This window comes from Massilia timonae CCUG 45783 (assembly GCF_000315425.1).
Lineage (GTDB): Bacteria > Pseudomonadota > Gammaproteobacteria > Burkholderiales > Burkholderiaceae_D > Telluria > Telluria timonae.
This window is the reverse complement of sequence record NZ_JH992924.1, coordinates 1,047,651-1,071,717: the sequence shown is the minus strand read 5'-3', so window position 1 is coordinate 1,071,717 and position 24,067 is coordinate 1,047,651. Positions and strand designations below refer to the sequence as shown.

Below are 24,067 nucleotides of genomic sequence, written 5' to 3'. Positions count from 1 at the left end.
CACCCTTTCATCGTCGGTTGTGATTGGTCCCAGAACGTGGCCAAAAGGCCCGGCCATCGGAGAGGAACATCTTACCTTGCAATGTTTCTAATTAATAGCTGTTGAGTTCGATCATTTGCCGCGCATGCGCACCGTCCATTCCCCGAATCCTGCAGGCTGTCGCAGGGGGCTGGCCCTGACGCGCCCGGCGCGTTAAAGTTGCATCATTCCAACGCTCCATCGTCGGCCACCCCGGCGATGGGCAGACAAGATTGACGACCATGCAAGCACGCAGTTCGACACAACAGTATTTGACGGGCATCCTGTCGTGGCTCTACCGGGCCTTCGACGCGGTGGCGACCTGGGTTACCCAGCTCTCGTGGTGGAAATTCCTCCTGTTCGCCTGCCTGACCCTGACCGCCGCCGGCATCCTGCAGGAAGAACTGTTCAACGGCCCGGCCCAGGAAGAGATCGCGCGCGCCGAGCGCGAGGCGGGGCGGCGCAGCGAAGCCAGCATCCTGATCGACGAAAGCGGCATCCGCTTCAATCCGCGCACCCGTGCGCGCAGCGGCGCGGCCGAGCCGGCGGACCCTGCCGAGCCGGCGGCGCCGGCGGACCCGGCGGACCCGGATGCGCCCGAGGCGCCGCGTCCGCCGCTGCCGCCCAAGCCGCCCGCCATCGGCGCCGGCGGCGTCAATATCCACCCTGGCGACGATTCGGTCCACATCGAGCTGCCGCCGCAGATCGGCGAAGAACTCTCGAACGCCATCGAAGCGGCGGTCGAGGACGCCGCCGAGCAGAAGGTGTCGCGCTACCACAAGCAGGCCTCGACCTGGTTCATGAATTTCGTGCTGCTGCTCCTGCTCGCCCTGTTCGGCACCAAGGCCCTGGTCGGCGGCAAGAAGCGCGCCGATGCCGTGGCCCAGGTCGCCAACGCCGCCGCCGAGCGCGAAGCCATGCAGCGCCAGCTGTCGGAAACGAAGATGCAGATGATGCAGGCCCAGGTCGAACCGCACTTCCTGTTCAACACGCTGGCCTCGGTCGAGCACCTGATCCGGGTCGACCCGCCGCGCGCCTCGGCCATGCAGCGCAGCCTGATCCAGTACCTGCGCGCGGTGCTGCCGCAGATGCGCGACAACGCCGTGCTCACCGGCCTCGGACGCGAGGTCGACATGGTCAGCGCCTACCTGGCCCTGCTCAAGATGCGGATGGAAGAACGCCTGACGGTCGACCTGCAGATCCCGGACGGCCTGCGCAGCGCGGCCTTCCCGCCGATGATGCTGCAATCGATGGTCGAGAACGCGATCAAGCACGGCCTGGAATGCAAGCCCGAAGGCGGCACCCTCCGGATCGTGGCCGAGGTGGCCGACAGCAAGCTGCGCGTGACCGTGACCGACGACGGCGTGGGTTTCGGCGTGGTGCCGAGCGACGGCACCGGCCTGGGCCTGCAGACGATCCGCGACCGTCTCAAGCTGCTGCACGGCGACAGCGCCCGCCTGCACATCGGCGCCAACAGCCCGAGCGGCGTGATCGCGACGATCGAAGTTCCTTATCAGTTGTCGAAACAAGCTTGAAACCGCCAGTCGGCCACCCGGCTTGCCTGACGCCCGGCTTCATTGAATAATCATTGCATAATAAACCTGAGAAGAGACCCACCATGCCTACCGCGATTATTGCCGATGACGAAAGACTGATGCGCGACCAGCTGCGCATGCGCCTGCAGGAAGCCTGGCCCGAACTGCAGATCGTCGGCGAAGCGAAGAATGGCGAAGAAGCCGTGCAGCTGGTCGGCGAACTGAGGCCCGACCTGACCTTCCTCGACATCCGCATGCCGGGCAAGACCGGCATGGAAGCGGCGCGCGAGATCGGCGACGCCAGCCAGATCGTGTTCGTCACCGCCTACGACCAGTACGCGGTGGAAGCCTTCGAGCGCGGCGCGATCGACTACGTGCTCAAGCCGACCGAGCCGGATCGCCTGAAGATCACGGTCGACCGCCTCAAGGAACGCCTGGAAAAACCGCAGGCCGCAGGCAGCGTCAACGACAGCGTGTCGGCCATGCTGAGCCAGCTGGCCGAGAAGATCGCCGCGCCGAAGCAAAAGCACCTGCAATGGATCCAGGCCAGCATCGGCCAGGACTTGCGCATGATCCCGGTCGAGGACATCCTGTTCTTCCGTTCGGACGAGAAATACACGGCCGTGCAGACGAGCAGCTTCGAGGCGCTGATCCGCAAGCCGGTGCGCGACCTGGCCGAAGAGCTCGACCCTTCGCTGTTCTGGCAGATCCACCGCGCAACGCTCGTCAACGTGAACGCGATCGAGGGCGTGACGCGCGACATCCGCGGCCGTCACCTCGTGCTGGTCAAGGGCCGCCCGGAAAAGCTCGAGGTCAGCCGCAGCTTCCTGCACCTGTTCAAGCAGATGTGATCGCCGAGGCGCGCCGGCGCCTTGTCTGCCCTCAACGCCCCGCCCCGCTCTTGCGCGTAATGTAGAGATCCCGGCCCGCGTCCGCGGCCGTCTTCTCTAACTATCTTTCCCGCATGAGACCTCAGCGCAGGACACGCAGTCGCCGCACCGGTCCGGCCGTGCTGGTGGCCGGCTTCCTGGGCGGCTATTGCGCCGGCAATATGGCGGCCGCCCTGCGCCGGGCCCGCAGTCCGCAGCGCGGCGCGCGCAGCTTCGACGGCCGCCGCATCGTCCACAGCGCCAGCGACGCCATCCTGTCGGTCGACGAGGACACCACCATCCTGCTGGCCAACCCGGCCGCGGCGCAGATGTTCAATTCGAGCGTGAGCGCGATGCAGGGCGCCCGGCTGTCGCGTTTCATCCAGCAGCCCACGCCGGAGGCGCATACCCCATTCGACTATTTCCCGGCCGGCAGCGGCCGTGCCGGCCGGCGCGCCACCGACTACGCCGTCACCGGCATCCGCGCCGGCGGCCAGCTGTTTCCCGTCGAGGGCTCGATCTCGAGCATCGAGCACGAAGGCCGCCTCGTGTTCACGGTGATCCTGCGCGACGTGTCAGAGCGCCACCTGGTGCAGCAAAAGCTGGCGCGCTCGCACGACCAGCTGCGCCAGCTTTCATCGGCCCTGCAGAGCATCCGCGAAGAAGAACGCACCCACATCGCGCGCGAACTGCACGACGACCTGGGCCAGTTGCTGGCCTCGCTGCGCATGGACCTGACCCTGCTGACGCGGGTCGACCACCTGCCCGACGCCAGCGTGCGCCTGATCGCCGGCATGGAAAACAACCTGCTCACCGCCATCACCTCGCTGCGCCGCATCGCCACCAACCTGCGCCCGCGCGCGCTCGACGAAGGCGGCCTGTATTTCGCGCTGCAGGGCCTGCGCGACGAGTTCGTCGAACGCCACGGCATCGCCTGTACGCTGCTGGCCGACGAGGCCGAGCTGCGCCTGGACGACGCCGCCAGTACGGCCGTGTTTCGCATCGTGCAAGAAGCGCTGACCAATATCGCGCGCCATGCGGGGGCGCAGAACGTGCTGCTCAATCTGTATCGCACCAATGGCGAGCTGCTGGTGACGATCCAGGACGACGGCCGCGGCATCCGCGCCGAGGACATGGAAAAGGCCCAGTCGCTGGGCCTGGTCGGCATGCGCGAGCGGGTCTGGGCCATGCACGGCGACATCACCATCGCCGGCGACGAACCGCCCGGCACCCGCATCGACATCGTGCTGCCGCTGAGCGGACACGTCGTCTGACATGTTCTACGGATGCCGAAAGTAAAGAATATTATTCGGTTATTGCGTAAAAACAACATAGTCAGGATGTCATGAACTCGACATATTGGCTCGATAAGATCGCTGTCGATCTGAGTTGATTAATAACTCAACATCTTGTCGAAACCAAACTGGAGATCTTCATGAAGTATAAGTTCCTGGCCGCCGCTGTGCTGTCGTCCCTGCCACTGTTCGCCCAAGCCCAGACCAACGTCCAGATCTACGGCGTGATGGACGCGGCCATCGCCCTGGAAGACACCGATGCGCCGGGCCAAGACCGCCGTACCACCGTCAGCTCGGGCAACCAGTCGAGCAGCCGCCTGGGCTTCCGCGGTACCGAAGATCTCGGCAATGGCCTGAAAGCCCTGTTCAACATCGAAGCCGGCGTGTCGCTCGACACCGGCGCCACCGACTCGCAGACCTTCGGCCGCCGCGCCGTGGTCGGCCTGCAAGGCGAGTTCGGCACCCTGACCGTCGGTCGCGAATACTCGCCGATCGCCGCCGTCGCCGCCGCATCGGACATCAACGGCCAGGGCCTGTACGGCTCGAACCTGTCGGCCTTCGGCACCAGCCGCCTGACCCGCCGCCTGGCGAACTCGGTCAACTACAAATCGAACTCGCTGTCGGGCTTCGTCGTCAACGCCGCCTACTCGACCGGCGAAACGACCGTCGACCCATCGGGCGACCTGCTGGGCGCATCGCTGGAATACAAGAACGGCGGCCTGTACCTGGGCGCCGGCTACCACACCATCGAGCGCCTGACCGAAGGCGACGACAAGGAAATGGCGTTCGGCGCCGGCTACAACTTCGGCGCGTTCGAAATCAAGGGCAACTGGATGAAGGCCGAGCTGGAAGGCGCCGGCAACGCTGTCAACCCTGAATACACCAACGCCAACATCGGCGCTTCGTACGCCGTCGGCGCGAACAAGTTCTTCCTGAACTTCCAGCAACAGAAGCTGGACAACACCGACGCCAAGGGCAACACCGTGTCGGTGTCGTACACCTACTCGCTGTCGAAGCGCACCAACATTTATACCACCTACGCCCAGCTGCGCAACAACAGCCGCGGCGTGTTCGGCATCAACGCCTCGTCGAACAACGTGACCCCGCCAGCCACCGCGCTGGGCGCCGATCCGTCGGTGTTCACCGTCGGCCTGCGTCACTCGTTCTGATACGCAGGGCCACGCACGTCGCCTGCGGGCGGCGTGCGAGGTCTCCACTTTGTTCCCGCGTCCGCGGGACGCCTGACGCCGGCCATGCCGGCGTTTTTCATGGCGCCCTCAACTATCTCTGCAGCCGCCTTGGTCATCGTTTGTGACCGATCAATGGTCGACCACATTCCAACGATCGTTTGCCTCATCTGAACTAGAGTGAAGGATCAAAGGAGACGATCATGTCCAGGTCACCAAAGACAAAAGCAAGCGCAGCGCGCGGCGGGAAGCCCAGCCCCGGCGGCGCGACATCCGGCCGGGCCGATGCTCCCCATTTCGCCGCTGCCGCGACTGGCGAATCCACTCACTTCGTCGCCGAGGCAAGCCAGCTCTACCACGTCGACCCGCAGGCCAGGATCGCGCTCATCCGCGAAGGTGTTCCCGCCTCCAGCATCGGCGAGCTCTCCATGCAGATGGGCATCAGCAAGGAAAACCTGCTCGCGAGCCTCGGCCTGTCACGGGCCACGATCAATCGCAAGGAAAGAAACGCCACGCCCCTGTCCAGGGACGAGTCGGAGCGCGTGCTCGGGGTGGGCATGTTGATCGGCATGGTGCAGACCATGGTGCAGCAATCGGGCGATCCGGATGGCTTCGATGCGGCGCGCTGGGTGGCCGGCTGGCTCGCCAGTCCGGTTCCGGCGCTGGCTGGCGCGACGCCGGCCAGCTATATGGACACCATCGAGGGCCAGCGCCTGGTGGCCGAACTGCTCGCGCGGACGCAAAGCGGGGTCTACGCGTGACCGTCACGGCCTGGCGGATCGCCAGCGAAACGCCTGACTACAACGCCCACGATATGCAAGGCATCGGCGCCAGGACGACGGGAGGACGATGGAACAGCAAGGGTACACCCGTCGTCTATTGCGCCAGCAGCATCGCCCTCGCCACGCTCGAAACGGTGCACTATTTCAGCGGCGAAGGCCTGCCGTACAACCGCTACCTGGTCAGGATCGACATTCCCGCTGCGCTATGGGCTGCGCGCAGGGTGCTCGATCCACCGCCTGCGGGATGGGATGCGATTCCGGCCGGGCTCACCTCCAGGACCGTCGGCGACGCTTGGGTCATGGGGCGCGAAACGGCCCTGCTGCTGGTCCCGTCCGTGATCGTGCCCGACGAATACAATGTCCTGATCAATCCCCGCCATGACGGCGCCGCCGCAATCGGCGCCACCACGCTCAAGCGCTGGCACTACGATCCCAGGCTCTTTTCCTGAGCCCACCGGCTGGCCACGTCCTGGCTCGGACCGGTGTCGACGGCCTCGGTCCGCAGCAGCCGCGCCGCGATGCCCCGCTCCTCTTCGGGCGAGAAGAAATAGGGATAGAAGGAACGCTCGCCGGTGTCGATGCCGCGCTTGAACGCGCCGCCCACCGCCTCGACCTGCTCTGCCACATAGGCCAGGCTGACGTGCAGCAGGTAGGAAGGCGCGTTGACGCGTGGGTTCGTCCTGAGGTCCCCCACCTGGCGAAAACCGAGCATGCGCTGGTAGAAGCGGCGATGGCGCGGATTGACTTCGATGACGGCGTCGGTGCAGCCGTGCATCTCGCGGGCGTAGATGAAGGCCAGGTGGAACACGCTGGCCAGCGCATGCTTGGACTGGACCGAATGGTCGAACGCCAGCTTGGTGACCTCGGCCAGGCGCGCGCCGTCGCGCCGGAAACCATCCAGTTCCTGCTTGTACATATGGTCGGCCATCAGCCCGTGGCCGGCATCGATCCCGATGGTCAGGGTGCCCACCACCTCGTCCCGGTCGGACGCGGTCAGGGTGATGCGGTACGGGTCATCGGCGTCGAGCCTTGCCGCCTGGTAGCCGCGCCAGGCGTACATGCGCTCGATCAGCAGGCTGGCGCCGCTGCGGCCATCGGGGCTGTCGGGCGAACGCAGTCCGTAGCGGGTGCGCGTCATGCGGTCCCCTTCGGGAATGCTGACAGTGGTTCGATGCGGCGAGTGCGTGTGACGTTGGCGTGCATGGCAAGCTCTCAACGTTCACGCTTGCGTCCGGTTGACATGGGCGTGAACTGTTACGCGTGGCGGCCCGACCATCGCGCATCCTGCCCCACTCCGGAATGGAGCGTGCACCCTTGCCTAATTATAACAAGTACAACATTGTTATCAACAGAATAACAGCATCGTGCGCGGGTCAATATATGTTGCCGTTCGACGCTAGGCGCCGGTCCGGCGATCCGGCGCGCGCGACCTGGACCGCGCCAGCTGGCGGTCGAGTGCATTCGCAAAGTTCTGGCGGTCGGCCTGGCTGAAGGCGGCCGGCCCGCCGGTGTCGACGCCGCTCCCGCGCAACTCTTCCATGAAGGCGCGCATCGTCAATTGCTGGGCGATCGTGTCCTTGGTGTACCACTCGCCGCGCGGATTGAGTGGCAGGCCGCCCTTGTCCAGCACCAGCGCCGCCAGCGGAATGTCGCCGGTCACGACGATGTCGCCGGCGCTCACCCGCGCGACGATCTCGGCATCGGCCACGTCGGGCCCGGCCGGCACCTGCAGCGCGCGGATGAAGCGCGAGCCCGGCACCCGGATCAGCTGGTTCGCCACCAGCGTGACGTTCAGCTGCAGGCGCTCGGCCACCCGGAACAGGATGTCCTTGACGACGCCCGGACAGGCGTCGGCGTCGACCCAGATGTGCAGGTCCTGCGGTGCTTCCTGATCCATCACTTCAACCGGCAGGTCAGCACCCAATAGAACTCCCAGCGCGCGATCTTGATCTCGCGGCCGACCTTGTCCAGGCGCTTGCGCAGATAGCTGTCGGTCGGGTAGTTCTTGACCAGCTCGTGACGGTTGCCGTCGGCGTCGAGCTGGAATTCGTGCGTATTGCCCTGCAGGTCGGTGCGGGCGATGGTGGCGCTCTCGGTTTCGACATAGGCGTCGTCGAAAACCACCAGCAGCACGTCCTTGCCCAGGCGCTTCTTGAGCGACAGCAGCAGCGCTTCCTGCTGGTCGCGCGTCAGGCGCGACCACAGGCCGGCCATGAACACGGCCGTGAACTTGTCGTCGCCGCTGCCGAGATCATCCGGCAGCGCCAGCGCGTCGACCAGGCGGTAGTCGACATTGTCCAGGTCTTCACCGTGCATGCGCGCCAGGTCGAGCATGGCTGCGCTGGCGTCGGTCGCCAGGACGAAATCCGCGCTCTCGGCCAGCACCTCGGTCCAGGCGCCGGTGCCGCAACCGAGCTCCAGGATGCGGTGGCCGGCCAGCAGGGTGGCGAGCTGCTCGCGCGCCTCGTCCAGGTCTTCCAGCTGCTCTTCCGAATAGTCGGCGCTAGCGTTGTCGTAGTGGGCGGCAATGCCGTCGTAGTAGGCAATCACCGGGTTTACGGCACAATTATTGTCCATCGTCATTCCATCACAGTTCGTAGTTTTCCCCACCGCGCATCGCCGACTCGACCATCTTGCGGTTGAGCGTCGGCGTCAAGAGCTCGATGAAGGTATAGATATAGCTGCGCAGGTAGGCGCCCTGCTTGATCGCCACGCGCGAGGTGTTCATGCCGAACAGGTGGCCGACCGGCAGCGCGCGCAGGTTGCGGTCGCGCTCGGGGTCGAAGGCCATGCCGGCGATGATGCCGACGCCCATGCCCAGCTCGACATAGGTCTTGATCACGTCGGCGTCGATCGCTTCCAGCAGCACATCCGGCTTCAGGTTGCGCAAGCCGAAGGCGTGGTCGATCTTGCTGCGGCCGGCGAAGGCGGCATCATACGTGATCACGGGGTAGCTGGCGATTTCTTCGAGCGAAATGGCGCGCGACTTGAACAGCGGATGGTCCGGCGGCGCCACCACCACGTGCTCCCACTGGTAAGCAGGCAAGGTGATCAGGCCTTCGACGGCGGTGATCGATTCGGTGGCGATGGCCAGGTCGGCCTGGTCGTTCTTGACCATGTCGGCGATCTGCTTCGGATTGCCCTGCAGCAGCGACAGGCGCACCTTCGGATACTTCTGCATGAAGCCCTGCACCACCTTCGGCAGCATGTAGCGCGCCTGGGTATGGGTGGTGGCGATGGTGAAGCTGCCGCTGTCGTGGGCGGCGTACTCCTTGCCGATGCGTTTCAGGCTGTCGATCTCCTGCATGATCAGCTCGACCGATTGCAGCACCAGCCGCCCCGGCTCGGTCAGGCCGCGGATGCGCTTGCCGTGACGGGTGAAGATGTCGACGCCCAGCTCTTCTTCCAGCTCGATGATGGCTTTCGAGACTCCGGGCTGGGAGGTGAACAATGCCTTGGCGGCATCGGTCAGATTGTAGTTCTGGCGTACGGCCTCGCGCACGAAGCGCAGTTGGTGGAGATTCATTTGATAATTATTGTTGTGTAAAGGACATCAAGCTGCTGCGAACGACATTCTAAGATGCTTATTCGGGTTACGTATATAAGCAAATAAATTATCCGTAGTTTGGAATATAAGCTTAGCTCCGTATCATCGGGACATTATTTAATGGGCGAACACCATCCGCCTCTCCATACGGACCCCGCTAATGTACCGCTACGACCATTACGACCACCTCATCGTGCGCGAGCGCATCGCACAGTATCGCGACCAGGTCGCCCGGCGCCTCTCCGGCGAGCTGCTGGAAGAAGAATTCCTGCCCCTGCGCCTGCAGAATGGCCTGTACATGCAGCGCCACGCCTACATGCTGCGCGTGGCCGTGCCGTACGGTCTGCTGTCGTCGGACCAGGTGCGCATGTTCGCCCATATCGCCCGCAAGTACGACCGCGGCTATGGCCACTTCACCACCCGCCAGAACATCCAGTACAACTGGATCGAGCTGGAGCAGACGCCGGACATCCTGACCGACCTGGCCTCGGTCGAAATGCACGCGATCCAAACCTCGGGCAATTGCATCCGCAACATTACCACTGACGAGTACGCCGGTGTGGCGGCCGACGAGATCATCGATCCGCGTCCGTTCGCCGAGATCCTGCGCCAGTGGAGCACCTTCCACCCCGAATTCCTGGCCTTGCCGCGCAAGTTCAAGGTCGCCATCAATGGCGCCCTGGAAGACCGCGCCGCGATCGCCGTGCACGACATCGGCCTGACCGTCGTGCGCAGCGAATCCGGCGAAGTCGGCTTCAAGTTCATGGCCGGCGGCGGCATGGGCCGCACCCCGATCCTGGGCAGCGTGATCCGCGAATTCCTGCCGTGGCAGCACCTGCTGACCTATACCGAAGCCGTGATGCGCGTGTATAACACCCACGGCCGCCGCGACAACAAGTACAAGGCCCGCATCAAGATCCTGCTCAAGGCCCTCGGCGTCGAGGAATTCACGCGCCAGGTCGAACAAGAATGGGCCGACCTCAAGGATGGCCCCGAGACGCTCACCCAGGAAGAATTCGACCGCGTGGCCAAGTGGTTCCAGCCGCATGCCTACCGCGAGCTGGCCGATAGCGACGTCGCTGCGTCGCAACCTGATAACCGCGCTTTCGCCAACTGGCTCCATCGCAACGTCAAGCCGCACAAGGTGCCGGGTTACGCCGCCGTCGTGCTGTCGCTCAAGAAGACCGGCGTGCCGCCGGGCGACGCCACCGCCGAGCAGATGGACTTCGTGGCCGAGCTGGCCGACCGCTTCAGCTTCGGCCAGGTGCGCGTGACCCACGAGCAGAACCTGGTGCTGGCCGACGTCGAGCAAAGCAAGCTGTTCGAAGTGTGGCAGCTGGCCAAGTCGAAAGGCATGGCCACGCCGAACATCGGCCTGCTGACCGACATCATCGCCTGCCCCGGCGGCGACTATTGCTCGCTGGCGAACGCGAAATCGATCCCGATCGCCGCCGCCATCGCCGAACGCTTCGACGACCTGGACTTCCAGCACGATATCGGCGACATCGAACTGAATATCTCGGGCTGCATCAATGCCTGCGGCCACCACCACGTCGGCAATATCGGCGTGCTGGGCGTCGACAAGGACGGCAGCGAGTGGTACCAGGTGTCGATCGGCGGCGCCCAGGGCAACGAATCCGCCATCGGCAAGATCATCGGCCCGTCGTTCTCGGCGGTGCAGATGCCTGAAGTCATCGGTCGCCTGCTCGAAGTCTATGTCCGCTGTCGCGTCGAGGGTGAGCGCTTCGTCGACACCGTGCAACGCCTGGGGATCGCCCCATTCAAGGAACACGTCTATGCCACGCCGATCGCGGCGGGCGAACTGGTTGGAGAGGACCACTATGCTTGACCGACACCCACAGATCATCAAGGGTCGCGAAGTGGTCGATGACGACTGGAGCGTGCTGAAACTCGACGAGGGACAAACCGCCGACAGCGTCGACGTCCCGGCCGGCAAGATCATCGTGCCGCTGACCGTGTGGCAAGCCCAGCGTGAAGCGCTTGCACAGCGTGCAGAACTGGGCGTGTGGCTGGCGCCTGACGAAAGCGCGGCCGTGCTGAAGGACGACCTGCAGCGCTTCCAGGTGATCGCCATCGACTTCCCGAAATTTACCGATGGCCGCGGCTATTCGATCGCCTACAACCTGCGCAAGCGCCTGGGCTGGACCGGCGAATTGCGCGCGATCGGCGACGTGCTGCGCGACCAGCTGTTCCAGATGGCGCGCTGCGGCTTCGACGCCTACGCCACCCGGCAAGACCGCAGCATCCACGACGCGCTCAAGGGCCTGTCGGTGTTTTCGGAAACCTACCAGGCGACGGTCGACAATCCGATCCCGCTGTTCCGCCGGGCTTCACGGGAACACTCGCGCGACACCCCGGCGGAGCACCGCGACGTCGGCGCCGGCATCTAGGAGCTTCCAGCATGAGCGACCTGCATCATCGCGTGGAAGAAACCCACGCGATACTGACCCGTATTGCCCGCGACTTCACGCCGGCCGTGTTCGCATCGAGCCTGGCGGCCGAAGACATGGTGCTGACCGACCTGATCCTGAAAGCGAAATTGCCGATCGCGATCTTCTCGCTCGAGACCGGCCGCCTGCATGCCGAGACGCTGTCGATGGTCGAGCGCGTCAAGGAAGCGTACGACTACGATATCGCCCTGTACCGCCCGCAACCCGAGGCGGTGGAGCGCTACGTCGCGGACCACGGCCTGAACGCCTTCTACGACAGCGTCGAGATGCGCAAGGAATGCTGCCGCATCCGCAAGGTCGAGCCGCTGGGCCGCGCCCTGGCCGGCAAGCGCGCCTGGATCACCGGCCAGCGCCGCGCCCAGTCGAGCACGCGCGCCGAGCTGGCGGTGCAGGAAGACGATGCTGCGCACGGCATGCAGAAGTTCAATCCGCTGGCCGACTGGAGCGAGCAGAACGTCTGGGACTACCTGCGCAGCAACGACGTGCCCTACAACGCCCTGCACGACCGCGGCTATCCGTCGATCGGCTGCGAGCCCTGCACCCGGGCCATCCAGCCGGGCGAGGACGTGCGCGCCGGACGCTGGTGGTGGGAAAACCCGGAATCGAAGGAATGCGGCTTGCACGTGGTGGACGGCAAACTTATTCGCATCAAATCCGTGGCTGCTTGAGCCACGACCGAGAAAAGAACAGGCACAGCAATGACAACTATCAGCGACAACGTAATACTGAGCGACGTGAACGCCGCCCACCTGGACGCGCTGGAATCGGAAGCGATCCACATCCTGCGCGAAGTGGCGGCCGAATGCAGCAACCCTGCCCTGCTGTTCTCGGGCGGCAAGGACTCGGTTGTCCTGCTGCGCCTGGCCGAGAAGGCTTTCCGCCCGGGCAAATTCCCCTTCCCGCTGGTGCACATCGACACCGGCCACAACTTCGACGAAGTGATCGCCTTCCGCGACGCGCGTGCGGCTGAACTGGGCGAACGCCTGATCGTCGGCAGCGTCGAAGACTCGATCAAGCGCGGCACCGTGCGCCTGCGCAATCCGCAGACGGATTCGCGCAACGCGGCCCAGGCGGTCACGCTGCTGGAGACCATCGCCGAGCACGGCTTCGACGCCTGCATCGGCGGCGCCCGCCGCGACGAAGAAAAAGCGCGCGCCAAGGAACGCATCTTCTCGTTCCGCGACGAGTTCGGCCAGTGGGACCCGAAAGCCCAGCGTCCCGAGCTGTGGGACCTGTATAACACCCGCGTGCACCCGGGCGAGAACATGCGCGTGTTCCCGATCTCGAACTGGACCGAGCTGGACGTGTGGCAGTACATCGCCCGCGAACAGCTGGCGCTGCCGTCGATTTATTTCGCCCACCAGCGCGACGTCATCCCGCGCAACGGCCTGCTGGTGCCGCTGACCCCGCTCACCCCGGCGCGCGAAGGCGAAACCGTCGAAAACCGCACCGTGCGCTTCCGGACCGTCGGCGACATCTCCTGCACCTGCCCGGTGGCATCAAGTGCGGATACGGTGGCCGGCATCATCGCCGAGACCGCCGTCACCGAAGTGACGGAACGCGGCGCGACCCGGATGGACGACCAGACTTCCGAAGCCTCGATGGAAAAACGCAAGAAAGCAGGATACTTCTGATGAACGCCATGACTGAACAACTCAAGCAACAAGCCGGTTCGACCCTGCTGCGCTTCATCACCGCCGGCTCGGTGGACGACGGCAAGAGCACCCTGATCGGCCGCCTGCTGTACGACAGCAAGGGCATCTTCGCCGACCAGCTGGCCGCCGTCTCGCGCGCCAAGCACAAGCGCACCGTGGGCGACACCATCGACCTGTCGCTGCTGACCGACGGCCTCGAAGCCGAGCGCGAACAGGGCATCACGATCGACGTGGCCTACCGTTATTTCGCCACGCCGAAGCGCAAGTTCATCATCGCCGACACCCCGGGCCACGAGCAATACACCCGCAATATGGTCACCGGCGCCTCGACCGCCGACGCCGTCATCATCCTGATCGACGTGTCGAAGGTGAAGCTGGGCGACGACGGCAGCGTCCAGCTCCTGACGCAGACCAAGCGCCATTCGACCATCGCCAAGCTGCTGCAGATCGAGCACGTGGTGGTGGCCCTCAACAAGATGGACCTGGTCGACTACGATCGCAACGTCTACGAGCGCATCGTGGCCGAATACGAGAAATTCGCCGCTTCGCTGGGCCTGAAGGACATCACCGCGATCCCGCTGTCGGCGCTGGCCGGCGACAACGTCGTCGATCGTTCGGAAAAACTCGCCTGGTACGAAGGCCCGACCCTGATCGAGCTGCTCGAGTCGCTGTCGGTCTATGACCAGTCGCACGCCGCGCCCTTCCGCTTCCCGGTGCAGCTGGTGGCGCGCCACAACGGCCACGAGGCGAACGACTTCCGCGGCTATATGGGCCGCATCGAATCGGGCGTGGTCAAGGTCGGCGACAAGCTGACCGTGCAACCCTCGAACCAGAGCGCGACGGTGAAAGAGATCGTCACCTTCGATGGTTCGCTCGAATCGGCCGTGGCCGGCCAGTCGGTGACCCTGGTGCTGAACGAATACGTGGACGTCTCGCGCGGCGACATGCTGGCCGGCAGCGAGCAACCGGCGACCCTGCTCAAGCAAGTGACGGCCGACGTGTGCTGGATGGCCGACGAGCCGCTCGACCTGCGCCGCAAGTACTGGATCAAGCACGGCACCCGCCAGACCGCGGCCAAGGTGGCGCGCCTGGACACCATCCTGGACGTGAACACGCAACAGCGCCATCCGGCCGAAGGCCTGAAGCTGAACGACATCGCGCGCGTGCAGTTGACGGTCCAGCAGCCGCTGGCGGCCGACGCCTACGCCGACATCCGCGCCACCGGCGCCTTCATCCTGATCGACGAAGTCACCCACCAGACCGTCGCAGCGGGTATGATCCGCATCGAAGAGTAATCGTTACAAGAGGACTGTATGGCGGCGCTGGGCAAGGTATATCTCGTGGGAGCCGGTCCCGGCGCGGCTGACCTCATCACGGTGCGCGGCGCGCGCCTGCTGGCCGAGGCCGACGTGGTGCTGTACGACGCCCTCGTCACGCCCGAGATGCTGGCGTTGTGCGCACGCGCAGAAAAGATCTCGGTCGGCAAGCGCTCCGGCCAGCGCTCGACGGCGCAGACCCTGATCAACGAACAACTGGTCGAGTGCGCGAAAAAACATGAGCTGGTGGTGCGCTTGAAGGGTGGCGATCCGATGCTGTTCGGGCGCGCCGACGAGGAATTGCGCGCGCTGGAGCTTGAAGGCATCGAGGTCGAGGTCGTCCCCGGCATCACCACCGCCGTCGCCGCGGCTGCAGCGACCAAGCAGCCTTTGACCAAGCGCGGCCTGGCGCGCAGCGTCGCCTTCTTCACCTCGAGCACGGCGCCGGACGAACCCGATCATCCTGCATTGCCCGAAACCGACACCCTGGTCCAGTACATGGGCGGGCGCGAAGCCGCCGCCACCGCCGAGCGCCTGCTGGCCGAGGGCCGGCGTCCCGACCTGCCGGTGGTGGTGGTGGAAAACTGCAGCCGCGCCGACGAGCGCATCCTGCGCCTGACGCTCCTCGAGCTGGCGCGCGGCCTGGAGCCGGGCCACGGGCCGGTGCTGGTGATGATGGGCGAGGCGCTCGCCAAACGCGAACACCAGGCCTGACGCCGGTCCTTATCCGCCCCACGGCGTGAACGCGATCCCGTCCTGGATCGACCCGATCACCTGCGCCTGGTTTTCCGGGCTCTCGCTGAACTGCACCAGCAATTCCTCGCGCGGCGCGTGATGCGCCTGCATCGCATCGACCCAGAACTGGCGTCCCGCCGCATCCGGCGCGCGGTGCAGCGTGTTCTGGTACAGCAGGTCGACGAATTGCGCATCGCTCGTGTGGGCGCCATACAGGTCGGTGAATTCCTGGCTGCCCGTGAATCCGGCGGCGACCGCCTGCAGGCTCACGCCCCGGTCCATCGCGGCGATCCAGTAGCCCAGCCCCGCCGGGTCGGGCGTGCGGTCGAAGGCCGCCGCGTACAGCCGGTAGGCTTGTCCGGCGGCGCCGTCGATGTCGAGCCTGAGCGCCTGCGGCTGCTCCTGCGCCTCCGGCACGGCGCCGGCCAGCACCCGCATCTCGATCCGGGTCTCTATCCGTCCAGCGCCATCGGCCTGGGCGTCGACCCAGGCCGCGGCGAAGCCGCCGTCCGCCAGCGCGCCCAGCGCCGGGCCGGCCTGGTCGCCCTGGCGCAGCTCGTTGATCGCGAACTCGCGCGCATCGAGCGCCTCGCCCCGGGCGTCGAAGCGGCGTCCGACAATCCCGTTGCCATCGAAGTCGCCCGCCTGCCAGGCCACGACGAAGCTGCCGTCGGCGAGCGCCGTCACCTGGGCGTCGAACCGACCGCCGATGCTGAAGTCGGTGTTGACCTGGGTGATGCCGCCCGCCGGCTGGCCGGCGGCGTCGTAGCGCTGGAAAAAAATATCGCTGCTGGCGAAGCCGAAGGGGTTGTTGGCATAGCTGTCCCAGGCGACCACGAAGCCGCCGTCCGCCAGCGCGGTCATGCCGGGCAGCGGCGCGCCGGTGCCGGCGCTGGCCGCCATGCCGTCGCCATTGACGGCGACCGGGGCCGCGCCGGCGCGCGCCAGGTAGACGTTGCCGTCGCCGATCTCGCCCCAGGACACGGCGTAGCCGTCGCCGTGCGCCACGACCTGGGGACTGTAGGCCGTGCCGAGCGCGCCGAAGGTCTCGACGGCGCCGCGCGGCGCGCCATCGGGCTCGAACTGGCGCACCGCGACCTGCCCGCCTTCGCGCCAGGCCAGGGTGAAGGAACCATCCTGCAAACACGCCAGGTCGGGCATGGCGGCGTCCGCATGCGCGCCGGTGTCAAGCCTGTGCGCTTCTCCGATGCCGCCGTCGGCGCCCACGATGCGGTAGGCGATGCCGCCATCCACGCCGTAGGCGAGCACGAAGCCGCCGTCCGCGAGCGCCGCCACCGCCGGCTCGCGCGCGGCGCCGCCGATCCCGGACACGACATCGCCGATCCGGGCCGTCAAACCGGCGCTGCCCGCCTGCCATACGGCGACCAGGCGGCCATCGGCCAGCGTGGTCATGGCCGGATCGCTCGCGGCGCCGTTCGCGCCCGCCGCGAACTCGGCGCCCAAGCTGGCCAGGTCTTGCGTGCGTCCCGCCTCCACCGCATACACCAGCGTCTCGGCGATGCCGAGGCCGAGGTCGGGCAAGGGATTGCCGCGCGCGTCGAGCTGATTGTGGTCGTAGTAGTGCACGGTCACCGAGGTCGACCGGCCTTCCTCGAGCAAGGCCGCATTCGCCACGATCAGCCGCGCCGACGTGTCGAGCGCGGGATCGTAGGCGATGCGGAACAGGCCGGGCTGCGCCTGGCCATCGATGACCCAACGGCCGCCGGTCAGCGGACCGGTGTCGATGGCGCGCAAGGTGGCGGCGATGTCGCCGTCGTGCAGGGTGGTCAGCAGCGTGTCGCGGTCGTCGACGATGCCGACCGGTGCGTAGTCGAGTTCGGTGCTCATGCGGATATCCTGAAGAAGACTTCAGGCGATCATGCACCAGGCAAGCTGTTCCTGATAGGGTGACACTAAATATTATGCGGCCTTATGACATAAAACCAACATATTATTTGAACATAAAGCCGACAAGGCAAATATTAATTGCCGAGCGCCGCCACGCAATAATCGGTCATGGCGCGTTGCACACCCGGGTCTTCGCCGATCGCGCCGACCACGTTCAGGTTCAGGCCGGGATGCGCGGCGCGGATGGTGTCGCACAGGGCCGGCAGGTCGCGCAGCAGGTGGCCGCCCTGCCCCAGGAATACTGGCACCACGGTGACGTGCGCGATGCCGCGCGCGACCATCGCCGCCACCGTGTCCGGCAGGTTCGGCGTCATCAGTTCCAGGAAGGCCAGCGTCACCGCGCAATCGGGCGCCTGCGCCTGCGTGGCGTCGCGCAGGCGCTCGAACGGCGCCGCCCAGCTGGCGGCGCGCGCGCCGTGAGCGAACAGGACCAGGCCGCGCTGGGTCGAATGCGTCATCAGTGCCTTTCCACCCACCATAGCGCCCCGAGCGCCATCAGCAGGAACAGCAGGCTGGGCGCCACCGCCGTCAGGAAGGCCGGCAGGATGGTCAGCACGCCCAGGTGCGAGAACAGTGAATTGATGAGCAGGAAGCTCACCCCGATCATGATGCCGATGAAGATCTTGAGGCTGACGCCGCCGCTGCGCGTGTGCAGGTAGGCGAACGGCAGCGCCAGCGCCATCAGCACGAAGATCGAGAACGGATCGATGACCTTCTTCCAGAACGCGACCTTGAATCGTTCGGTCTCTTGGCGGTTCTCGGCCAGGTGGCGCGTGTACACGGCCAGTTCGGCGGCCGACATGCGTTCGGGGTCGGAGCGCGACACCGACAGGATCTTGGGCGTGATCTCGGAAACGAGCACATAGCTGTCGAGCTTGCGGGTCGAGACCGAGGCCGTTTCCTGGCCATAGGTGCTCTGGATGGTCTGTCCGGCCGGGACCTTTGATCCGGGCGCCGGCAGCTCGCGGCTATTGGCGAACATGGTCTCGGTGACGTCGGAAAGGCGCCAGGTATTGTTGCCGCCATAGGTGCCGCGCGCCGCCGTGACCACCGAGCGCATGCGCATATTGTTGTCGAACTCGTAGAGGCGCACGTCTTCGAGCTGGCCGTCGGCCGCGATGCGGCGCACATTGAAGAAGCGCGAGCCGGTGATGTTGCCGCGCACGCCGTCCGCGTGCACGCTGTCCTTGGTCCACATGCCCGAGCGGAACTCGGCCGACACCGAACCGCCCTTGGCGGTCAGGCGCATGCGCTCGGCGATCGGCGCCGTGCGCGGCGTGATCAGCTCGCCGAACACGAAGGCGACCAGGACGAATACCGCGCCGATCTTGAACAGCATCATGGCGGCCTGGCGGGTCGACATCGACGAGGCGCGCATGATGGTGAATTCCGAGCTCGAGGCGAATTGCGCCATCGTATAGATGGTGCCGATCAGGGCGGCCACCGGCATCACCTGATAGACATTGCCCGGCACCAGCAGCAGCACGTACAGCAAGGCGTGCTGCATGCCGAAGTCGTTCTTGCCGACCGACGGCAGGATGCTGGTCAGGTCCATGAAGGCGACCAGGGCCAGGAAGGCGGCCAGCACGAAGGCCACCGCCTGGAAAATATTGACGGCGAAATAGCGTTGGAGGATTTTCATTCCGCGCGCGCCTCCTCGCGCTTGGCGACCGGCGATTTCTTCAGATGACGGCGGCGCTTGAAGGCGCTGATCAGGACCAGCGGATGATAACGGTGGTTCACGTTCAGGCGCCATGCGAACAGCCCCACCACCACCAGCAGCGCAGTCAGGTGCAATGGCCACCAGCCCATGGCGAAGGCGAGCTTGCCCTGCTTGACGCTGGCCTCCGACAGGCGCACCAGGTTGTTATAGGTGAAGAAGATCAGCAGCGCGACGATCAGGTTGGCCGACGACCCCGCGCGCGGATTGACGAAGCCAAGCGGAATCGCCAGCAGCATCAGGACGAGGCAGGTGATCGGCGCCGCGATGCGGGCCAGCAGCTCGGCCTGGGTAAAGCGGTTGGGCGCGACCAGCAGCGCCGGCGTGGACAGCGCCGATACCGGCACGTCGGCGCCGATCATCGGCGCCTGGGTCGCCACGCGCATGCTGTAGCGCTCGAATTCCATGGTCTGGAAATCGGCCTGGCCCGGCACGCCCTCGTAGCGGCGCCCGTTGCTGAGCACCAGGAACTGGCCGCCCTTGCCGTCCGATTCGATCACGCCCTGCTTGGCCACCACCACCGAGTGGCTGTCGCCGTCGACACCGCCGACGAACACGTTCTGCACCACGGTCGAGCCCTCGGCGCTGCGTTCGACGAAGAACACGCGGTCGCTTGAGCTGGATTCGCGGAACTGGCCCGGCGCCACCCGCTGCAGGTCTTCGCGCTTCTGGAAGCGCTCGACGAATTCGGCGCTCTTCATCTTGGCCCACGGCGTGACGACGAAGGACAGCGCGCCGACCAGGGCCACCATCGGCAGGCCGAGCGTGAGCACCGGACGGATCCAGCCAAGAAGGGATTGCCCCGACGCGAACCAGACCACCATCTCGGAATCGCGGTAGCTGCGCGTGATGGTCGCGACCACCGCGATAAAGGACGTCAGGATAAGGATGATCGGCAAGAGCTCGGCGCTGCGGAAGACGATCAGCGCCAGCACGTCGCCGGATGCCACCTTGCCGCCCGCGGCCCGGCCGAGGATGGCGATCAGGGTCCAGGTGACGAGGATGGAAAACAGCACCGTGAAAGTGGCGCCCGCGGCGCTCGCCAGTTCACGTTGCAGGGAACGTCGGAAAATCATTCAATAGAGTAGTTATAATTGCAGATTAGGCAGTCCGCCGCCAAACATCGAAACGGAGAACCAAATGGACTTTAGCATAAAAGCATTCGACACAAAAAACACCCTGGCCGCTGCGAAATCCGGCTGCATCGCGGTTGCGGTGTACGAAAACAAGAAACTGTCGGCTGCGGCAAAAGCACTCGATGTGAACGGCGACATCAGCGCGGCGCTCAAGTCGGGCGACATCAGCGGCAAGCCGGGTTCGACCCTGCTGCTGCGCGGCGTGGCCGGCGTGGCAGCTAGCCGCGTGCTGCTGGTCGGCCTCGGCGCCGATGAAGTCGTCAGCGAGAAAAGCTTTGCCACCGGCGTCACCGCCGCACTGAAGGTGTTCTCCACCCTGGGCGCGGCGGACGCCATTATCGCATTCCCGCTCGACAGCGTGAAAGAGCGCGACGCAAACTGGGCGCTGCGCGCCCTGGTGATCGGCGCCAGCGATGCGGAATTCCGTACCGACGGCCAGAAGAGCAAGAAGGATCCGGCCATTGCCGGCGTGCGCAAGATCGTCGTTGCCGCACCAAGCGCCGGCCTGGACAAGGCTGCCCTGACCCAGGCCGCGGCCATCGCCAACGGCATGAACCTGACGAAGGAACTGGGCAACCTGTCGCCGAACGTGTGCACCCCGACCTTCCTCGCCACCACCGCGCGCAAGCTGGCCGACGACTATGGCTTCGACATCGAGGTCCTGGAACGCAAGCAGCTCGAAGCGCTCAAGATGGGCAGCTTCCTGTCGGTGGCCAAGGGCAGCGACGAAGCGCCGAAGTTTATCGTCCTCAAGCACAACGGCGGCAAGGCGAAGGACGCGCCGGTGGTCCTGGTCGGCAAGGGCATCACCTTCGACACCGGCGGCATCTCGCTCAAGCCCGGCCCAGGCATGGACGAGATGAAATACGATATGTGCGGCGCCGGCTCGGTGCTGGGCACCTTCCGCGCCATCGGCGAGATGGGCCTGAAGCTCAACGTGGTTGGCATCGTCGCCGCCTGCGAGAACATGCCGTCCGGCCGCGCCAGCAAGCCGGGCGACATCGTCACCGCGATGAACGGCACCACCATCGAGATCCTGAATACCGATGCCGAAGGCCGCCTGATCCTGTGCGACGCCCTGACCTACGCCGAGCGCTTCAAGCCGGCCGCCGTGGTCGACATCGCGACCCTGACCGGCGCCTGCATCGTGGCCCTGGGCCACCACACCAGCGGCCTGTTCACCCGCGACGACGCCGCCCACGACGCGCTCGCGACCGAGCTGCTGGACGCCGGCAAGCAGGCCGGCGACGTCGCCTGGCGCTTCCCGCTGGGCGAGATCTACAACGACCAGCTCAAGTCGAACTTCGCCGACCTGGCCAATATCGGCACCCCGGGCGCGGCCTCGATCACCGCGGCCTGCTTCCTGGAGAACTTCACCCGCAAGTACACCTGGGCCCACCTGGACATCGCCGGCACCGCCTGGAAATCGGGCGCGAACAAGGGCGCGACCGGCCGTCCGGTGCCGCTGCTGACCACGTTCCTGATGAACCGAGTGTAATTGCCACCTGAGGCGTGTAACGAAGACGGCCCCGCTTGCGGGGCCGTTGTACTTGGTGGGTCAGAATACCCGCGTCTCGAGCGGATGCGCGCCCGCGGCCTCGGGCGGCGGCGCGGACGGCTGCATCACGACGGTCAGGATGGCCGGATAACCATACCCGGCCCCCGAATGGCGGTCGACGAAATACCCGAGACCCGCGCTGATGGCCAGGTTGCCCATCAGGTTGCCGGTGTCGAGCCTGGCCTGGACCACTTCGGCGGTGGTGGCCGCCGAACCCTTCTTGCAGCTGATCGACAGCGGCTGGCTGCTGCGGGTGACGGTCACGCGCCCGGGCGCGATCATGTACCAGCGGCCGACGTCATTGCTGAGGATGCAACCGACCCCGCCGATCTCGCGGTAATCGAGCACGGCGCGCACCTCGAGCTGCTGCACGGGGAAATCGGACATGGTCGCGCATCCGCCCAGGGCAAGGAAGGCGAGAGCGGCGACGGCAAACGGGCGGAATGGAAACGGCATGGCGAGCATCGAGAGGCAGATGCCTCGTTAACGGCAGGGGTGCGCCGTAACTGAAGCCCTGCCCGCTACTCACGCGCGCGGCGCGTCGAGCAGGGTGAAGCGCGGCAGGATCTTGCCGTCGACCGTCACTTCCTCGAAGAAGGCGTCACGGGGCCGTACCCACACGACACCATCCTGGCCGCGATAGACGACCACGGGTGTGTGATCGGCTTCGAGCACTGCTTCGCACACCAGCTCGTAGATGCCACCCTTGTAATGACGGTAACGCGTCGGCATGCGGACGAGGTCAAGCCTTCTCGGTCTCGGCCTTCTGCTTCTTCTTCAGGCCCTGGATGACCTTGAGCACGCCTTCCATGCCGGCGGTTTCGTCCAGTTCGCTGAAGGCGTCCAGCACTTCGTTCAGCACGCGATTGCGCACGGCTGCTTCGTCCTGGGCGATCGCCGGCTTCTGCTCGCCATCCTTGGCGAACTTCGACGGGGCATCGGCGGCGGCCTTGGCGCCATGCGCCAGCGCTGCCTGCCAGATCACCCAACGGCGCTGGGTTTCAAAAACGAGGTATTCCTCGGGCTTGTCTTCGCGGCGGCGAACAATATGACCCTCACGCTGGGCCCACGCTTCAAATGCACTGCGCATTTCTGTCCTTTTTCAAATCTGCGTTCGGATTATTAACTCGTGAAACCGAATATTTCACAATAGTACCACTACCGCGTGTCGATGGCCCTGGACAACTGTGCGGTCCGACCGAACCTGTTTCACGACCCGCTAATGGTACAATGGAAGTTGCCCTCACGCAATTTTATTATTACCGAAAAGCAACAAACTCACACTGCCGAGTTCGTTCACATCAACTCCACTGATCTGGTTTATAGCGCCGACCCGGCAATGGAGCAATACTCTTTGGCAATCTGTTAATCAATTTTATTATCACCTGTTGCGATTTCACCAAGGGACCAGCCTGCATCTCTCTCCCTGGAGAGGGCGGTCGCCCGATGGAACACCGCAAACTCGGTGATAATAGCTCGTTGGCAAGCAACTTGGCCGCACGACAGTATGTTACAGCCAACACTCTACCATGACACACATAGAACAATGAAAATAGTTACCTGGAATGTTAACTCCCTGAAAGTCCGACTCTCGCATCTTCTGCAATGGCTTCAGGCCAATCCGGTCGACGTGCTCTGCATCCAGGAGACCAAGCTCACGGATGACAAATTCCCCCTGGCCGAACTGAACGCCGCCGGCTACCAGGTCGCGTTTTCCGGGCAGAAGACCTATAACGGCGTGGCCATCCTGTCCAGGCACCCGATCGAGGATGTGGTCAGGAACAACCCGCATTATGAAGACGCCCAGCAGCGCCTGCTGGCGGCCACGATCCGGGGCGTGCGCTTCATTTGCGCTTACGTGCCTAACGGGCAGGAAGTCGGTTCCGACAAATATGCGTACAAGCTGGCCTGGCTGGACGCGCTGCGCACCTGGGTGGCGGCCGAAATGGCGGCGCACGAGCAGTTCGCGATCCTGGGCGACTACAATATCGCGCCCGAAGCGCGCGACGTGCACGACCCGGCCGAATGGGAAGGCCGCATCCACTTCTCGCTGCCCGAGCGCGCCGCGCTGCAGGAACTGATGGCCCTAGGCCTGTCGGACGCATTCCGCCTGTTCGAACAGCCCGAGAAGCAATACAGCTGGTGGGACTACCGCCAGATGGCGTTCCGCCGCAACCGCGGCCTGCGCATCGATCACATCCTGCTGTCGAAGGCGCTGGCCGAGCGCTGCACTGCCTGCCATATCGACCGCGAGACGCGCAAGTGGGAGCAGCCGTCGGATCACGCGCCGGTGGTGGCGACACTCACGGATTAAATGCCTATCCCGGTAGCGCGC

General features: G+C 65.2%; 25 protein-coding genes. 14 read left to right on the top strand and 11 right to left on the bottom strand.

Features of this window, described 5'->3' with window-relative positions; all coding sequences use genetic code 11:
* Positions 1-260 precede the first annotated feature (260 nt).
* From HMPREF9710_RS19895 to HMPREF9710_RS19870, 6 genes are all read left to right on the top strand, one after another.
* A complete protein-coding gene (locus HMPREF9710_RS19895; protein ID WP_005669331.1) occupies positions 261-1,553 on the top strand; it encodes a sensor histidine kinase in 1,293 nt (430 codons plus the stop codon).
* Positions 1,554-1,636: 83 nt separating this feature from the next.
* Positions 1,637-2,404 carry a LytR/AlgR family response regulator transcription factor gene (locus tag HMPREF9710_RS19890; RefSeq protein ID WP_005669330.1) on the top strand — a complete coding sequence of 256 codons (768 nt, stop codon included), beginning with the start codon at positions 1,637-1,639 and terminating at the stop codon, positions 2,402-2,404.
* Between the two features lie 113 nt (positions 2,405-2,517).
* Positions 2,518-3,696 carry a PAS domain-containing sensor histidine kinase gene (locus HMPREF9710_RS19885; protein ID WP_005669328.1) on the top strand — a complete coding sequence of 393 codons (1,179 nt, stop codon included), beginning with the start codon at positions 2,518-2,520 and terminating at the stop codon, positions 3,694-3,696.
* 161 nt (positions 3,697-3,857) lie between these two features.
* The gene (locus tag HMPREF9710_RS19880; RefSeq protein WP_005669326.1) at positions 3,858-4,886 is read left to right on the top strand and encodes a porin; all 1,029 of its coding nucleotides are present in this window, start codon (positions 3,858-3,860) and stop codon (positions 4,884-4,886) included.
* Positions 4,887-5,107: 221 nt separating this feature from the next.
* Positions 5,108-5,665, top strand: a complete 558-nt coding sequence (locus HMPREF9710_RS28670; RefSeq protein WP_005669324.1) for an Xre family toxin-antitoxin system antitoxin — start codon at positions 5,108-5,110, stop codon at positions 5,663-5,665.
* A complete protein-coding gene (locus HMPREF9710_RS19870) occupies positions 5,662-6,135 on the top strand; it encodes an RES family NAD+ phosphorylase (RefSeq protein WP_005669322.1) in 474 nt (157 codons plus the stop codon). The genes HMPREF9710_RS28670 and HMPREF9710_RS19870 overlap by 4 nt, the downstream gene beginning before the upstream one ends.
* On the opposite strand, the gene HMPREF9710_RS19865 is transcribed toward HMPREF9710_RS19870, so the two are convergent.
* From HMPREF9710_RS19865 to HMPREF9710_RS19850, 4 genes are all read right to left on the bottom strand, one after another.
* A complete protein-coding gene (locus HMPREF9710_RS19865) occupies positions 6,111-6,824 on the bottom strand; it encodes an N-acyl amino acid synthase FeeM domain-containing protein (RefSeq protein WP_005669320.1) in 714 nt (237 codons plus the stop codon). The two genes, HMPREF9710_RS19870 and HMPREF9710_RS19865, sit on opposite strands and share 25 nt — an antisense overlap.
* 258 nt (positions 6,825-7,082) lie before the next feature.
* Complete coding sequence (locus HMPREF9710_RS19860; RefSeq protein ID WP_040777535.1) at positions 7,083-7,559, bottom strand: YaiI/YqxD family protein; 477 nt, start codon at positions 7,557-7,559, stop codon at positions 7,083-7,085.
* A gap of 23 nt (positions 7,560-7,582) precedes the next feature.
* On the bottom strand, positions 7,583-8,263 hold the full coding sequence (locus HMPREF9710_RS19855) for a class I SAM-dependent methyltransferase (RefSeq protein WP_005669316.1): 681 nt from the start codon (positions 8,261-8,263) through the stop codon (positions 7,583-7,585).
* Between the two features lie 10 nt (positions 8,264-8,273).
* Complete coding sequence (locus HMPREF9710_RS19850; protein ID WP_005669314.1) at positions 8,274-9,212, bottom strand: CysB family HTH-type transcriptional regulator; 939 nt, start codon at positions 9,210-9,212, stop codon at positions 8,274-8,276.
* Between the two features lie 181 nt (positions 9,213-9,393).
* On the opposite strand from HMPREF9710_RS19850, the gene HMPREF9710_RS19845 reads away from it, so the two are divergent.
* From HMPREF9710_RS19845 to cobA, 6 genes are read left to right on the top strand one after another with little or no spacing between them, the layout of a single operon-like run.
* On the top strand, positions 9,394-11,082 hold the full coding sequence (locus HMPREF9710_RS19845; protein WP_005669312.1) for a nitrite/sulfite reductase: 1,689 nt from the start codon (positions 9,394-9,396) through the stop codon (positions 11,080-11,082).
* Positions 11,075-11,644, top strand: a complete 570-nt coding sequence (locus HMPREF9710_RS19840) for a DUF934 domain-containing protein (RefSeq protein WP_005669310.1) — start codon at positions 11,075-11,077, stop codon at positions 11,642-11,644. The genes HMPREF9710_RS19845 and HMPREF9710_RS19840 overlap by 8 nt, the downstream gene beginning before the upstream one ends.
* An 11-nt stretch (positions 11,645-11,655) precedes the next feature.
* On the top strand, positions 11,656-12,372 hold the full coding sequence (locus tag HMPREF9710_RS19835) for a phosphoadenylyl-sulfate reductase (protein WP_005669308.1): 717 nt from the start codon (positions 11,656-11,658) through the stop codon (positions 12,370-12,372).
* A gap of 30 nt (positions 12,373-12,402) precedes the next feature.
* Positions 12,403-13,338: a sulfate adenylyltransferase subunit CysD gene (gene cysD / locus HMPREF9710_RS19830; protein WP_005669306.1), complete on the top strand. Its 936-nt coding sequence runs from the start codon at positions 12,403-12,405 to the stop codon at positions 13,336-13,338.
* The gene (locus HMPREF9710_RS19825) at positions 13,338-14,654 is read left to right on the top strand and encodes a sulfate adenylyltransferase subunit 1 (RefSeq protein WP_005669304.1); all 1,317 of its coding nucleotides are present in this window, start codon (positions 13,338-13,340) and stop codon (positions 14,652-14,654) included. Before cysD ends, HMPREF9710_RS19825 begins: the two co-directional genes overlap by 1 nt.
* A gap of 18 nt (positions 14,655-14,672) precedes the next feature.
* The gene (cobA, locus tag HMPREF9710_RS19820) at positions 14,673-15,389 is read left to right on the top strand and encodes a uroporphyrinogen-III C-methyltransferase (protein WP_005669302.1); all 717 of its coding nucleotides are present in this window, start codon (positions 14,673-14,675) and stop codon (positions 15,387-15,389) included.
* Positions 15,390-15,398: 9 nt separating this feature from the next.
* On the opposite strand, the gene HMPREF9710_RS19815 is transcribed toward cobA, so the two are convergent.
* From HMPREF9710_RS19815 to lptF, 4 genes are all read right to left on the bottom strand, one after another.
* On the bottom strand, positions 15,399-17,258 hold the full coding sequence (locus HMPREF9710_RS19815; RefSeq protein WP_005669300.1) for a DUF4214 domain-containing protein: 1,860 nt from the start codon (positions 17,256-17,258) through the stop codon (positions 15,399-15,401).
* 134 nt (positions 17,259-17,392) lie between these two features.
* Positions 17,393-17,776 (bottom strand): sirohydrochlorin chelatase, encoded by a 384-nt coding sequence (locus HMPREF9710_RS19810; protein WP_005669298.1) that lies wholly within the window; start codon positions 17,774-17,776, stop codon positions 17,393-17,395.
* On the bottom strand, positions 17,776-18,960 hold the full coding sequence (gene lptG, locus HMPREF9710_RS19805) for an LPS export ABC transporter permease LptG (protein WP_005669296.1): 1,185 nt from the start codon (positions 18,958-18,960) through the stop codon (positions 17,776-17,778). Before lptG ends, HMPREF9710_RS19810 begins: the two co-directional genes overlap by 1 nt.
* Positions 18,957-20,114, bottom strand: coding sequence for an LPS export ABC transporter permease LptF (gene lptF / locus HMPREF9710_RS19800; RefSeq protein WP_005669294.1), 1,158 nt, complete (start codon positions 20,112-20,114; stop codon positions 18,957-18,959). The genes lptG and lptF overlap by 4 nt, the downstream gene beginning before the upstream one ends.
* A gap of 64 nt (positions 20,115-20,178) precedes the next feature.
* On the opposite strand from lptF, the gene HMPREF9710_RS19795 reads away from it, so the two are divergent.
* Positions 20,179-21,672, top strand: a complete 1,494-nt coding sequence (locus HMPREF9710_RS19795) for a leucyl aminopeptidase (protein ID WP_005669292.1) — start codon at positions 20,179-20,181, stop codon at positions 21,670-21,672.
* Positions 21,673-21,732: 60 nt separating this feature from the next.
* Here the strand turns inward: HMPREF9710_RS19795 and HMPREF9710_RS19790 are convergent, their stop codons facing one another.
* From HMPREF9710_RS19790 to HMPREF9710_RS19780, 3 genes are all read right to left on the bottom strand, one after another.
* The gene (locus HMPREF9710_RS19790) at positions 21,733-22,119 is read right to left on the bottom strand and encodes a hypothetical protein (protein WP_005669290.1); all 387 of its coding nucleotides are present in this window, start codon (positions 22,117-22,119) and stop codon (positions 21,733-21,735) included.
* 138 nt (positions 22,120-22,257) lie between these two features.
* Complete coding sequence (locus HMPREF9710_RS19785; protein ID WP_005669289.1) at positions 22,258-22,464, bottom strand: DUF1653 domain-containing protein; 207 nt, start codon at positions 22,462-22,464, stop codon at positions 22,258-22,260.
* Between the two features lie 10 nt (positions 22,465-22,474).
* Positions 22,475-22,822 (bottom strand): phiTE_015 family protein, encoded by a 348-nt coding sequence (locus tag HMPREF9710_RS19780; protein WP_005669287.1) that lies wholly within the window; start codon positions 22,820-22,822, stop codon positions 22,475-22,477.
* Between the two features lie 456 nt (positions 22,823-23,278).
* On the opposite strand from HMPREF9710_RS19780, the gene xth reads away from it, so the two are divergent.
* Positions 23,279-24,046, top strand: coding sequence for an exodeoxyribonuclease III (xth, locus tag HMPREF9710_RS19775; RefSeq protein WP_005669285.1), 768 nt, complete (start codon positions 23,279-23,281; stop codon positions 24,044-24,046).
* Positions 24,047-24,067 lie beyond the last annotated feature (21 nt).